The organism is Nocardia sp. NPDC056564 (genome assembly GCF_042793755.1).
Classification (GTDB): domain Bacteria; phylum Actinomycetota; class Actinomycetes; order Mycobacteriales; family Mycobacteriaceae; genus Nocardia.
This window is the reverse complement of the sequence record NZ_JBHTUR010000010.1, coordinates 119,726-131,977: the sequence shown is the minus strand read 5'-3', so window position 1 is coordinate 131,977 and position 12,252 is coordinate 119,726. Positions and strand designations below refer to the sequence as shown.

General features: G+C 68.2%; 12 protein-coding genes. 5 read left to right on the top strand and 7 right to left on the bottom strand.

The genetic code is table 11. The features are described 5' to 3' along the window. Positions 1-298: 298 nt before the first annotated feature. Positions 299-1,144 (top strand): tat pathway signal sequence, encoded by an 846-nt coding sequence (locus tag ACFQ9K_RS24500; protein WP_378725670.1) that lies wholly within the window; start codon positions 299-301, stop codon positions 1,142-1,144. A gap of 21 nt (positions 1,145-1,165) precedes the next feature. Here ACFQ9K_RS24500 and ACFQ9K_RS24495 read toward each other — a convergent pair whose 3' ends face one another. Beyond that, on the bottom strand, positions 1,166-2,677 hold the full coding sequence (locus ACFQ9K_RS24495; protein ID WP_378725668.1) for a cytochrome P450: 1,512 nt from the start codon (positions 2,675-2,677) through the stop codon (positions 1,166-1,168). Between the two features lie 221 nt (positions 2,678-2,898). Between ACFQ9K_RS24495 and ACFQ9K_RS24490 the strand changes: the two genes are divergently transcribed. Beyond that, on the top strand, positions 2,899-4,362 hold the full coding sequence (locus ACFQ9K_RS24490; protein ID WP_378725666.1) for an NAD(P)/FAD-dependent oxidoreductase: 1,464 nt from the start codon (positions 2,899-2,901) through the stop codon (positions 4,360-4,362). A gap of 280 nt (positions 4,363-4,642) precedes the next feature. After that, the gene (locus ACFQ9K_RS24485) at positions 4,643-5,362 is read left to right on the top strand and encodes a hypothetical protein (RefSeq protein ID WP_378721404.1); all 720 of its coding nucleotides are present in this window, start codon (positions 4,643-4,645) and stop codon (positions 5,360-5,362) included. Positions 5,363-5,574: 212 nt separating this feature from the next. On the opposite strand, the gene ACFQ9K_RS24480 is transcribed toward ACFQ9K_RS24485, so the two are convergent. The 4 genes from ACFQ9K_RS24480 to ACFQ9K_RS24465 form a co-directional block, all read right to left on the bottom strand. Beyond that, a complete protein-coding gene (locus ACFQ9K_RS24480; RefSeq protein WP_378983641.1) occupies positions 5,575-6,228 on the bottom strand; it encodes an urease accessory protein UreD in 654 nt (217 codons plus the stop codon). Beyond that, positions 6,218-6,934: an urease accessory protein UreG gene (gene ureG / locus ACFQ9K_RS24475; RefSeq protein ID WP_378721401.1), complete on the bottom strand. Its 717-nt coding sequence runs from the start codon at positions 6,932-6,934 to the stop codon at positions 6,218-6,220. The genes ACFQ9K_RS24480 and ureG overlap by 11 nt, the downstream gene beginning before the upstream one ends. Before the next feature lie 26 nt (positions 6,935-6,960). After that, complete coding sequence (locus ACFQ9K_RS24470) at positions 6,961-7,593, bottom strand: urease accessory protein UreF (RefSeq protein ID WP_378721405.1); 633 nt, start codon at positions 7,591-7,593, stop codon at positions 6,961-6,963. A 203-nt stretch (positions 7,594-7,796) separates the two neighbouring features. Then, on the bottom strand, positions 7,797-7,943 hold the full coding sequence (locus tag ACFQ9K_RS24465) for an ArsR family transcriptional regulator (protein ID WP_378721400.1): 147 nt from the start codon (positions 7,941-7,943) through the stop codon (positions 7,797-7,799). Positions 7,944-8,291: 348 nt separating this feature from the next. Between ACFQ9K_RS24465 and ACFQ9K_RS24460 the strand changes: the two genes are divergently transcribed. Continuing rightward, the gene (locus ACFQ9K_RS24460; RefSeq protein ID WP_378721399.1) at positions 8,292-8,633 is read left to right on the top strand and encodes a hypothetical protein; all 342 of its coding nucleotides are present in this window, start codon (positions 8,292-8,294) and stop codon (positions 8,631-8,633) included. 17 nt (positions 8,634-8,650) lie between these two features. Next, positions 8,651-9,721 carry a polymorphic toxin type 44 domain-containing protein gene (locus ACFQ9K_RS24455; RefSeq protein ID WP_378721398.1) on the top strand — a complete coding sequence of 357 codons (1,071 nt, stop codon included), beginning with the start codon at positions 8,651-8,653 and terminating at the stop codon, positions 9,719-9,721. A gap of 5 nt (positions 9,722-9,726) precedes the next feature. Here ACFQ9K_RS24455 and ACFQ9K_RS24450 read toward each other — a convergent pair whose 3' ends face one another. Then, positions 9,727-10,620 carry an SDR family NAD(P)-dependent oxidoreductase gene (locus tag ACFQ9K_RS24450; RefSeq protein ID WP_378721397.1) on the bottom strand — a complete coding sequence of 298 codons (894 nt, stop codon included), beginning with the start codon at positions 10,618-10,620 and terminating at the stop codon, positions 9,727-9,729. A 73-nt stretch (positions 10,621-10,693) separates the two neighbouring features. Further along, a complete protein-coding gene (locus tag ACFQ9K_RS24445; protein WP_378721395.1) occupies positions 10,694-12,193 on the bottom strand; it encodes an MFS transporter in 1,500 nt (499 codons plus the stop codon). Between the last annotated feature and the right edge of the window lie 59 nt (positions 12,194-12,252).

The following is a 12,252-nucleotide window of genomic DNA, read 5'->3' as shown; positions in this document are numbered from 1 at the left end:
TCGTTGGGAGCTCGTCAACTCGCGAGGCTACGGCCGCACTGTCGTCCTACATTCGTGGCCGCGCGACCAGCACACCGAGGCGTTCGAGCACTGCTACCGCCTCAATGGACGCACTGTAGAGGAACTCGAGGCCGCGTTCCGCTGAACCGTGCGCGGTGGCTGAAACCCGCTGGGGCGCAACTACGCAACACGCCTAGCACACGCCGGTCCCGAGCTCAAGACGTGCGTCCGGCTCGCCGATGTGCGATCGTGTTGCCTCGTGCGTCATCCCTCGCCCGCCACCCGTTCCGTTCCGCGCGTGGCCGCATCCGCCTGTGTCCTCGCCGCCGCGGCGATCCTCATCCCCAGCGCGCCCGCGCTGCTACCCGGTGCCGCCGCGGTACCCATCGCGCATACCAATGGGTGCATGGCCGGTTTCGACTGCGATATGAGCAGCCGGATCGCCGCCGTGGACAAGTACCTGGCCGGACGCCCCGGCGTCACCGGTTACGTTGTGCGCGACCGGGTCTCCGGCGGCGTGTACGCGAATGCCAACGCGGAGAACAAGGTCTGGACCGCGTCCACGATCAAGCTCGCCATCGCCGAGGACCTGCTGAACCGGGCCAGGGTCGGCGCGATCAACCTGACGCCGGAAGATCGCGGAACCATGGAGGCGATGCTCGCCACGTCCAACGACGGCGCGGCGGACATCCTCTGGACCAAGTACTCGGGCCTGGACCGGATGGCGTTCAACAACGCGTTCCGCGCGAACGGCATGGCCACCCTGGACCCGCAGCCGACCAACACCGCGCTGTTCCCGGACTGGTCGTTCCAGAAGTGCACCGCCGCCGACCTGGACCGGCTGATGGACAACATCCTCAGCCGGATGCACCCGGACGACCGCAACTACCTGCTCGACCGCATGCGCTCGGTGGACAGCAACCAGCACTGGGGCGTGTGGGGCGCGGGTGCGGCGATGCGACCGGGCCTGAAGAACGGCTGGTCACAGGAGCAGGGCGGCTGGGTGGTCAATTCGGTCGGCTTCGCAGGCCCCGGCGAGCGCTACACGCTGGCCATCATGACCTCGCTCGGCGACGGCGGCGTCTTCACCGACGGCGCGGACACCGATACCAAGGTCGCCGAGATGCTGTTCGCGGGGCGCTGAACCCGCCACGCGCACACCGGGTTACGCGGAGCGCCGACGCAACACCATCGGCGCTCCGTCCCGCGGGAACGGAATCGAGGTGAACCCCCACGGCATTCGGTAGGCGTCGGGAATCTGCCACGCGTACGCACGCACCAGCGCGGCGATGACCGTCTTCACCTCGAACGTGCCGAAGTGCATGCCGATGCACTTGTGCGCGCCCGCGCCGAACGGCATCCAGGCCAGCCGGTGCGACTTGTCCTCGCGCCGTTGCTCGCCGAACCGTTCCGGATCGAACAGCTCTGGGCGCGTCCACAATTCGGGCAGCAGATGGTTGACCTGATAGGCGAGATCGATCGGCGTGCCCGCCGGTATGTAGCGCCCGGCGATCTCGGTGTCGCGCACCGCGCGCCGCGCCAGCCCCGGCACCGGCGGCATCAACCGCAGGCTCTCCTTGATCACCAGATCCAGATCGCGCAGGCTCTCCAGATCGGGGATAGTCGGTGCCGCGCCGCTCTTTTCGCGGTCGAGCGCGAGCACCTCCCGGCGCACGCGCTCCTGCCACTCCGGGTGCTTGCCCAGGTAGTAGGCGACGGCGGTGGCGGTGGTCGTCGTGGTGTCGTGCGCGGCCATGATCAGGAAGATCATGTGGTTCACCACGTCCGCGTCTCCGAACACCCCGCCGTCCTCGCTGCGCGCGTGACAGAGGCCGGAGAAGAAGTCCGGTGATTCGGTGCGCCGCTTCTCCGGCAGCATCGCGGTGAAGTAGTCCTGCAACACTTTTCGGCCGCGCAGGCCCGAGCGCCAGTGGCCGCCGGGGACCGAGTGCCGGATGATCGCCAGGCCCGCGTGCGTGCAGTCGATGAACGCGTCGATCAGCTGCTGCCGTCGCGCGCCGACGTCGACGCCCATGAACGTCTCGCCCGCGATGTCGAGGGTCAGTTCCTTGAGCGTCGGATAGAGCTGGACCGTCCGTTCGGCGTTGCCGCCCTGCGGAATCCAGCGATCGATGCTCGTGCGCACGACCGGGGTCAGCGCGGCGAGGTGCGCTTCCAGCCGTTCCCTGGTGAAGGCCTGCTGCATGATCCGGCGATGGAATTTGTGCTCCTCGAATTCGAGCAGCAGCAGCCCGCGCCGGAAGAACGGGCCGATGAAGTAGTCCCAGCCCTGGCCGAAGTCGCGGCGGCGGCGACCGAGCACCTCGTCGAGCGCCTCGGGTCCGGCGACCAGCACGCGGTCGATGCCGAGCGAGGTGTTCAACGAGACCGGTCCGTACTTGCGGTAGCGGCCGACCATCTCGGCCGGACCCCAGCGCATGTACTGGAGCACGCGTCCGAGGTAGGGCAACCCGGCGTCGCCGTGCACCGCGGTGGTCTCGCTACCCTGCGGCGGGGTCGCCAGCACCTGGTGCCGCTCGGGGATCAGGTCCAACGCCCGGTCCAGCAGACGGTCGTGCGGGATGTCGATCAGCGCGGAGTTCTCGGAGCGGGGTAAGTCCCCGGATTTCCCGCGCACGCTGGGCTTTCGGTCGACTGCACGGTCCCCGGCGACCATCGCGAACCTCCCTGAACGAGGGTATTCATCCTATTCTCTTTCGCCGTTTCCTCAGGCCGGTTCGCCGCAACCGACTCGGGCAAATACGACGCGACCGCACGGGGCAACACACCGGGAACAGGGACGTCGTCGCGACGGCCAGGATGGAGCCGACTACGGTTGGGACCTGACAACAACCGTTCGCGGGGGACAAACCCCGGGTCTGTCGAGGAGTCAGGATCATGAGCACAGCATCGCGCAGCGATCCGGTGGGGGGCGGTGGCCGGACGGGTCGTCACCAGGTGGTGGTGATCGGCTCCGGCTTCGGCGGTCTGTTCGGCACCAAGCATCTCAAGCGCGCGGACGTGGACGTCACGTTGATCTCCAAAACCACGTCGCACCTGTTCCAGCCGCTGCTCTACCAGGTTGCCACCGGCATCCTCTCGGTCGGCGAGATCGCGCCGGCGACCCGGCTGGTGTTGCGCAAGCAGAAGAACGCGCAGGTGCTGCTCGGCGATGTCATCGACATCGATCTCGAGGCCAAGACGGTCACCTCGCGGCTGCTCAACTCGAACACGGTCACCCCGTTCGACAGCCTGATCGTGGCCACCGGCGCGCAGCAGTCGTACTTCGGCAACGACCAGTTCGCCACCTACGCCCCCGGCATGAAGACCATCGATGACGCGCTGGAGCTACGCGGCCGCATTCTCGGCTCGTTCGAGGGTGCGGAGCTGGCCACCAGCCAGGAGATGCGGGACCGGCTGCTCACCTTCGTGGTCGTCGGCGCCGGGCCCACCGGAGTCGAATTGGCCGGGCAGATCGCCGAACTCGCCGATCGCACGCTCGAGGGCACGTTCCACAACATCGATCCGCGCGACGCCCGCGTGGTGCTGCTCGAGGGGGCAGGCGCGGTGCTCGGGCCGATGGGACCCAAGCTCGGGCTCAAGGCCAAGAAGCGGCTGGAGAAGATGGGCGTCGAAATTCAACTCAACGCCATGGTCACCGACATCGACGCGCTCGGCGTCACGGTCAAGGACTCCGACGGCACCATCCGCCGCATCGAATCCTCCTGCAAGGTGTGGTCGGCCGGCGTGCAGGCCAGCCCGCTGGGCAAGATGCTCGCCGAGCGTTCCGACGGCACCGAGGTGGACCGGGCCGGGCGGGTCATCGTGGAGCCGGATCTCACCATCAAGGGACACCCGAACGTCTTCGTCGTCGGCGACCTGATGTCCGTGCCGGACGTGCCCGGCCAGGCGCAGGGCGCGATCCAGGGCGCCACCTACGCGGCCAAGGCGATCAAGGCGGGACTGAACGGTCAAGCGCCGCAAGACCGTAAGCCGTTCAAGTACTTCAACAAGGGCAGCATGGCGACCGTGTCCCGGTTCAACGCCGTGTGCCAGGTCGGCAAGCTGGAGTTCAGCGGGTTCATCGCCTGGCTCGCCTGGCTGGCGCTGCATCTGTACTACCTGATCGGCTATCGCAGCCGGATCGTCACGGTCATCCAGTGGTTCGTCACCTTCCTCGGACGCAGTCGCGGGCAGATGGCCGCGACCGAGCAGTGGGTGTTCGCCCGGCTCGCGCTCGAACAGGTCAATTCCGATGAGGAGGAGGCCGACGAGCTGGCGGCCGCGCTCGGGGCGCCGCCGGCGGAACGCGGCAAGCTGGCCGAGAAGGCCAAGGCGGCCGTCGAGGGCCGCGTCGGCTGACACCCGCCACTCCCGCCGACCGAAGGCGACCTTCCCAGCTGTTCCGGCAGCGCGAAGGTCGCCTTCGGTCGTTTGTGGCGGCGTTTGTGACCCGGACGTAGCTATTCGTTGGCAATGCCGCGGGCGGCAAGTCGGCCGGAAAAGAACCCATCCAGGCGCCGAGCAGATCCGAATGTCGGACGTCGAAAGTGACATCTCTTCTGACCTGACGAAAGGCGATCTACCTATGGGCACAGGCAAGCACAGAGCCCCCAACCCGCAGCGGCAAAAGGTGGGCTCGATGGTCGCGGCAGGTGCGGTACCGCTGGTCCTCGCACTGGTCGGCACCGGCACCGCCAATGCCGAGCCTGCACAACCCAACGTGACGGCGCAGCCCGACCATCCGGTGCAGTGGCCCGCCGCCGAGCCGCCGAACGCGATGCCGTACGAGGGCTTGAACATCCCGGACAACACCAAGAGCTCGCTGCAGTGGTCGCGGCCGATGCCGGAGAAGAAGTACCTGGCGCCGGTCGGCGTGCTGCACGCGCCCGTCCCGGTGGCTCCGGTGCCGCCGATCGCGCCGCCGCCGGGCAAGTTCCGCTTCGGTGACGTGCAGGTCGATGCGCCGGACTTCATCGACTCCGAGCAGGCCATCCAGATCAACGACAACTCGGCCATGCTCGAGGCCAACCTGGCCACCTTCTTCGACTCGGTCGGCATGGAACGCAGCCGGTCCGACCGGATGGCCGGGCAGATCGTCGGCACCGCCGCCATGGGCGCCGTGGCCGGCGCCGCCTCGGGTGCGCCGATCGCGGCGACCTCCGCGCTGGTCGGCGGGGCGATCGGGCTGGTCGTCGGGCTGCCGTTCGTGCCGGTCGGCATCGTGGCCGGGCCGATGCTCGGCGCGTCCGTCGGCGCTGCCGTGATCACCGTTCCCGCGGCCGCCGTGGGTGCCGCGGCCGGTGCCGCCGTCGGCGCGGTCAACGCGTTCAACGCGCCGTCGCGAGTCGTGGGCGACTGATCACGTAGGTGCGACTGGAACCGAACAGGGTGGGAACCCGACGACACTGTCGAGTTCCCACCCTTTCTCGTTTCTCCCCCGCTGGGCGGGATACACCTCGAGGTGACGGCGGACACCCACCCGCGTTTCTGATTCGGCGAGTCGCTTTCGGCGAGTCGTGCCGCGATCAAGATCGGCGCAACCCGGCAGCAATTATCTGGAGCGGACGTGATTCACCGGGCGGCGAGCAGCGGACTCGTTCGGGTGCGCAGGGTGCCGCCCGCCGCGAGCGGGAGCCGGGTTTCGGCAAGGTCTAAGGTTTCGGCCGGGCGATCGTCCGGGTAGCGGAGCTCGCTTTCCAGTGCCCGCGGCGCGGCGAGCGGATCGTCGGCGACCGTGCCCGCGCCCAGCTCCAATCGGTGTCGCAGTAGCGGCAGTTCACCGAGATCGGCGATGAGGTCGCCGCGCCAGCCGCCGGCGTCTTCGCCGGAACGGCCGATCTGCACGCGTTCGCGCAGGCGCAGGCGGGCGTCGGCGGCGAGGCGGACCGAGGTGATGGTGTGGTGGTGTGCGCCGCCCGCGACGATCGTCGGCTCCGGGTCGAAGTCGAGTTCTCCCCCGGTGTCGACCCGAAAACGCCAGTGCGCCAAGGACGACGGTGTCGCCGCGCTCGGCAGCGCGATGGTCGCCGCGACCGAGCGCACGGCGAGGCGCGCGCCCGGGCCGACCACGATGGTGATGTCGAGCTCGTCCCCGCCGAGCGGGGTCGCGGCCGTGCCGATCAGGTGCACGGTGTGCGGCGCGGTGCGGCGGGCCGAGAGCCCGCCGCTCGCGTGGATCTCGGGCAGCGCCGTGGCGCTCGCGACGATCCGGACCTCAGTGCGCAACAGCGGATTCGGTGCCGGACCGGTCCTGCTCGGCGATGACGCGCAGTTGCTCACGCACCCAGGCGAGCACCTTGGTGGCGGCCGGGTCGTCGGTGAGCGAGATGAGCGCGGTCGGGCGGCCCTCGCGCACCTTCGCCGCGTCGCGTTCCATCACGCCGAGGTCCGCACCGACCAGCGGGGCCAGGTCGGTCTTGTTGACCACGAGCAGGTCCGAGAAGGTCACGCCCGGACCGCCTTTGCGCGGCACCTTGTCACCGCCGGCCACGTCGATGACGAAGATCTGCACGTCGATCAGGCCGGAGGAGAACGTCGCGGTGAGGTTGTCGCCGCCGGATTCGACCAGGATCAGATCGAGCGGCGGGTTGGCCGCGATCAGGTCGTCGATGGCGTCGAGGTTCGCGGTGATGTCGTCGCGGATGGCGGTGTGCGGGCAACCGCCGGTCTGCACGGCGGTGATCCGCTCGTCCGGCAGCACCGCGTGCCTGCGCAGGAAGTCGGCGTCCTCGGTGGTGTAGATGTCGTTGGTCAGCACGGCGAGCGACAGTTCCTCGCGCAGCTGCCTGCACAGCGCGGCCACCAGCGCGGTCTTGCCGGAGCCGACGGGGCCGCCGATGCCGATGCGCAGCGCCTCGCCGGGGGTGCGGTCGCGTTTCGGGCGATCATGGCTGTGGTCGTGCGGTTCACCGTCGATCAGGTGCGGTGACATGGTGGCGATCTCCTTCTATCGGGGACTCAGCTGGCGAACAGGGGCATGTCCCGGTGCAGGTGGCGTTCGGCGAGCACGTCTTGCAGCGGGTCGGAGAGGCAGGCGAGACCGTCCACGGCGGTGGCGGCGGTGCGGTCGCAGAGGGCGGCGAGGCGGACCGTGCAGCCGGCGATGGCGGCGGGATCGAGCGCGAGCAGGCGTTGGGCGGCGGTGGCGGCGCCGGTCAGGGTCGTGTAGACGACCACGCCGGCGATCTCCTTCGGGGTGACGGCGCAGGCCGCGCCGACCATGCCGAAAACCGTCGACAGATGCGGGCGCGGGCCGAGCGCGGACCACTCTTCTTGCGGCCACAGCTGTTTGGCCAGTCGCAGCAGGCCGCGGCCCTGTGCGCGCGAGGCGGTGCGGGCGGCGGGCGACGGCGTCCGCGCGTCGGCCTCGGCTTCCGCCCGCGCCGGTTCGAGCGCGCCGGCGCACACCGCGGCCGCCAACGAGGCCGCAACAAGTCCCGAGGTACTGATCCGGCGACGCAGATACAACTCGACCGTCGCAACATCCCGCACCACCCCGGACGCGATCGCCTCCTCAACCCCACCCGAATGCACATGCCCGCCGATCGGCAACCGCGAATCCGCCAACGCCAACAGCGTCGCCAAACTCACCGACCCGATTTCACCCACCGACGGATCCTAAGCCCGGCGTGTTGCATCGGCGTGTCCCGGCCCGCCCTCCCCACCCCCACACCCCCAGACATCTCCCCCGCGAAGGGGACATAGCGGCGACGAACATCGAGTGGCGACACCATGATGTCCCGCTCAACGGCCTCCGCCGAACTCCTTGCCGCCCAACGGGACAACGACCCGCTTCAGCGAGGTGCGGTGCCGCCTTGATGTTCGGCTTCCAGCAGGGCGAGCAGCCCGGGAAATCCGCGCTCGACGTCCGTGCGCCACGGGCGGATGCCCTTGCGATTTCCAAAGTCGATCTCGTCGATGAGGCCTGCTTCGCGCAGCACCCGGAAGTGGTGGCTCTGGGTCTGCTATCGGCGGTGTTCGTCGGCGAGGCGCGAAGCACCACGCCCCAGCTCGAGCGCACCGGCCGCGGGTCTCCCGACCGCAGCGGAACTCGATGCCCCTGCGGTCGGGACAGCTGGGCGGGCGAGTTCTCGATGTGCGCCGGGTCGGATATCAAGATTTGCGAATTGATCCTACGAAATGGGCGGCGAAACTATTCCGCCATGAAATACCGCCTGGTCTCGGCTCTTTCGACCTTCTGGATAAGCACTAGCCCGTGCTAATCTACGAAGTTGAGTGCGCTATTCCATTATCCCCGCGCACTGATATCCAAAACCGGGGGCTCTTCTGTGACTATACAAGTCGATCTGGAGAAGCTGCGCGCGATGTCCAAATCGCTGCACGCGTTGAGCGGCGAGGCCGCCGAGCTGGATGCCATCGAGGGTGTCCCGATGCGATTGCTGGTGCCGTTCGGCCGGGAAGGCTCGATATTGAGCTCGGTCGTCGAGGCGAGCAGGATGGCGGTCGGTGTGCAGTCCGGCCTGGTTCCCGCGGTATCCGCTCGGCTGCGGGAGATAGGCGAGCTCATGCACGCGGTGACAGTCCAGTTCCGGCAGGCCGAGGAGTCGAGCGTGGTGGCGCTGGCCGCGACGTACACCAAGTCCTCCGGTGCGTGGGGCACACCGAAATGACCCCGACCAGAAGCCAATTGGACGACTACGATGCCCAGCCCCTCTGGGATATCGCCGACACGTTGCACCACCTCGGGCCGAAGGTGGAGAACCTGTTCGAACGCTACGTCAGCACCGTCGCCGCGCCCGGCTGGCAGGGCGCCGCCGCCGAGGCGGCGCAGGACCGGGCCGGCCGGGACCGCAAGATCGCGTACGCGATGGCTGATGCCGTGGTGGACTGTGCGCGCCGGCTCGAGCAAGGGTACTGGGACGTCAACACGCCGCTGAAGGCTGCACGGCAGCACATCATCTCGGCCGAGGCCGCGGGATTCACGGTAGGGCCTTCCCTCCGCGTCTCCGTTCCACCCGACAGCCATCCCACTTCGGCCCTGGAACGGGCCAGGGCCGAATGGGAGCGCCAGATCCTGACCACCGCGAATGCCGTGGAGACCGAGGACCGGCGGCTGCACCGGGATCTGGCGAAGCTCAGCACCGCGATGCAGGTCGTGTTCGAGACGATCGGCGGGAGCCAGACAACGCTCGACGAAGTACGATTCGCCGCCGCGGAACGATTCATCTTCGACGAGATGAAGCGCAATATCGACTCCGACACCGTCGAGTCGATCCGGACGCTGCTACACAAACCGAGATGGTACGAATTCGGGCGCGATTACGGCAGCGATGTCCGCACGGCCCTGGTGATGTGGGGCCAAAAAGTCGCACCGAACCAAGAATGGGATCACAAGCCGCAACTGAAAAAACGTTTCCACCTGGAGACGCCGGACGATTTCTATTTCAAGCAGCCAGGCACCGATCGAAAAGTATTTTACGATATCTATTCGAACATGCACTACGGATACGTCGGCCGGGCCGCGGGAATCGACGCCTCGACGCTCATCGAGGGCGCCTCCCTCGGCGAGCAGATCCTGACCGGCGACGACGACGCGGCCGACCAGATCACAATGCGCGCCGGGATCGAACTCTACGACAAATACGGCCCCGACATGACAGCCGAACAGTTCCACCGAGGGGTTATCCAGGCCATCGACAAGCTGGAAACCGCCGAGCGCGAAGGCCGGGATCTGACCCAGTTCAGACACGAGAACTGAGGGGTTCAGCTGCGGCGGGAGTTCCCTGGCATGCGGCGGGGCATTCGTTCGAAGAAGCGTTGGACCTGGTTGCGGGTGAGGTTGGTCCAGGCCTGGACGGGGGCGGACCACCAGGGGGCGATTTCCCGTGGCTTGGCGGTGACGGCGTGGCAGACGAGGTCGGAGGCTTCGTCGACGGTCAGGCCGGGGACTCGGCTGAAGTCGGTGGGGGCGCTCATTCTGGTGTGCACCAACGGCATATAGATGGAGGTGGAGGTGACGCCGTCGCCGGCCGCCTCGGCGGCGACGCTGCGCAGCCAGACGTCGAAGGCGGATTTCGAGGCGCCGTAGGCGGCCCACTGCGGGGCGGGCGGGACGAGGATCGCCCAGGTGGAGATGTTGACGATGTGGCCCTGTTTGCGGTCGCGCATGTCCGGTAGCAGGGTGAGTAGCAGGCGCACCGGGCCGAGGTAGTTGATGTCGATGGTGCGGGTGAAGTCGTGAAAGCGGTCGTAGGACTCGCTGATCGGGCGGCGAATCGACTTGCCCGCGTTGTTGATCACCACGTCGACGTGGCCGTGTTCGTCGAGCAGGCGCCTGCCGAGTTTCTCGACGGCGTCCATGTCGGTGAGGTCGGTGGGGTAGACGTGCGCGGTGCCGCCGTCGGCCTTGATCTCGGCGGCCACCTGGTGCAGATCGTCGGCGGAACGCGCGACGAGCAGCACGACAGCCCCGGCCGCGCCGAGCTTGCGCGCGCTCGCCTTGCCGATGCCGTGCGACGCGCCGGTGACCAGCACGATCTTGCCGTCCACCGCCGCGTGCAGCTTGCTGTCGCGCGGGCGCGAGGTCGGATAGAGCAGTCGCGCGGCCACTCGCTCGGCGATCGGGCGACCGTTGCTCTGCGCCGGAGTCTGGTTCACGGTTCCGACTCTATTAGCAGTGCGTCAATTTGGCCCGCGATCGTCGGGCACGCCTGCGACGTGCGCCCCGGACCTAGTGACTGACGCCGCTCGTGTCGACTCGGGCCGGTGAGGCGAATCGTGCGATCATCGCCATCGCAATGAGCACCGTCGCGCCGACCGCGGTGGCGATATGCATGCCGGAGACGAAGGATTCGCGGGCGGACTCGATCAGGGCGGTGTTGTCGCCCGCTTCCTGGATGGTCTCCCCCAGCGTCGCGGCGTAGTCGCCGCCGGAGCGGAAGATCAGTGCGGCAAGGGATCCCAGCAGGGCCAGGCCGAGCGCGTTGCCGAGCTCGAAGCTGGTCTCCGAGATGCCGACCGCCGAGCCGGCGCGTTCGGCGGGAACCGAGGACACCGCGACGTCCGACACCAGCGTGAACGCAAGGCCGTAACCGACGCCGGCCACGGTGGATCCGACCAGGTACCACCACAGCCCGCCGTGCACGCCGACGCCGAGCAGCATGAGATTGCCTACGGCCGAAGCGGTCAGCGCGAACACGAAGGTGTTGCGCGTACCGAAGCGGCGACCGAACCGGGCGCCGCTCATCGAGCAGACGAACACGGCGACCGCCATCGGGATGCCGAACAGGGCCGCGGCCAGCGGGTCGCGCCCGGTCACCGATTGCAGATAGATGCTGGTGAGATAGCTCATCGCGGCCAGCGACATCATGCCGACGAGGCTGGACCCGATCGCCACCGAGAACCCGGCACGGGTGAACAACCGCAGATCGAGCAGCGGCTCGTCGAGCTTGCGCTGCCTGCGCACGAACACGGTCAGGATCACCACGCCGATCAGCGAGATCAGGATCGCCTCCGCGTCGACCCCGTCGGCCGCCGCGTGCTTGATGCCGTACACCAGCGGCAGGATGCCGCCGATGGACAGCGCGACGCTCGGCAGATCCAGCGGTCCGCGCACCCCCGCGCGATGCTCGGGCAGCACGAACGGGCCGAGCGCGAGCAGGATCAGCAGCACCGGGATGTTGATGAGAAAGACCGAGCCCCACCAGAACTGGTGCAGCAGCATGCCGCCGATGATCGGCCCGACCGCCGAACCGCCGGCGAAGAACGCGGTCCAGATGCCGATGGCGGCGGCCCGCGTGCGCGCGTCGGGGAACAGCGTGGAGATCAGCGCGAGGCTGGACGGCAGCAGGGTCGCGCCGCCGATGCCCATCATGGCCCGCGCGATGATGAGCACCGCGGCGCTCGGCGCGAACGCGGCGAGGATGGAGGCGACGCCGAAGATGGCGGCGCCGACGAGCAGGATGTTGCGCCTGCCGATCCGGTCGCCCAGGTTGCCCATGGTGATCAGCAGGCCCGCGATCAGGAAGCCGTAGATGTCCAGGATCCAGAGCTGCTGGGCGGCCGACGGGTCGAGGTCGACGGTGAGGGTCGGCATGGCCAGGAACAGCACCGAGATGTCCATCGACACCAGCAGCACCGGCAGCAGCAACACCGCGAGGCCGAGCCAGGCACGGCGCGAGCCGCCGGTCGGCGCCGCCTGCGCGGGCAGCACCGCCTCAACGTCTGTCATCCTTGGTAATCCTCTCCATCTCGCGTACGCCGTACGCACAACTGGAGTACAGTGTACGC

Bases quoted from the DNA above. Each gene is read 5' to 3' on its own strand.
- ACFQ9K_RS24485 (WP_378721404.1), top strand. From the start codon at position 4,643: ATGGTCGCGGCAGGTGCGGTACCGCTGGTCCTCGCACTGGTCGGCACC.
- ureG (WP_378721401.1), bottom strand. From the start codon at position 6,934: ATGTCACCGCACCTGATCGACGGTGAACCGCACGACCACAGCCATGAT.
- ACFQ9K_RS24445 (WP_378721395.1), bottom strand. From the start codon at position 12,193: ATGACAGACGTTGAGGCGGTGCTGCCCGCGCAGGCGGCGCCGACCGGC.
- ACFQ9K_RS24490 (WP_378725666.1), top strand. From the start codon at position 2,899: ATGAGCACAGCATCGCGCAGCGATCCGGTGGGGGGCGGTGGCCGGACG.
- ACFQ9K_RS24495 (WP_378725668.1), bottom strand. From the start codon at position 2,677: ATGGTCGCCGGGGACCGTGCAGTCGACCGAAAGCCCAGCGTGCGCGGG.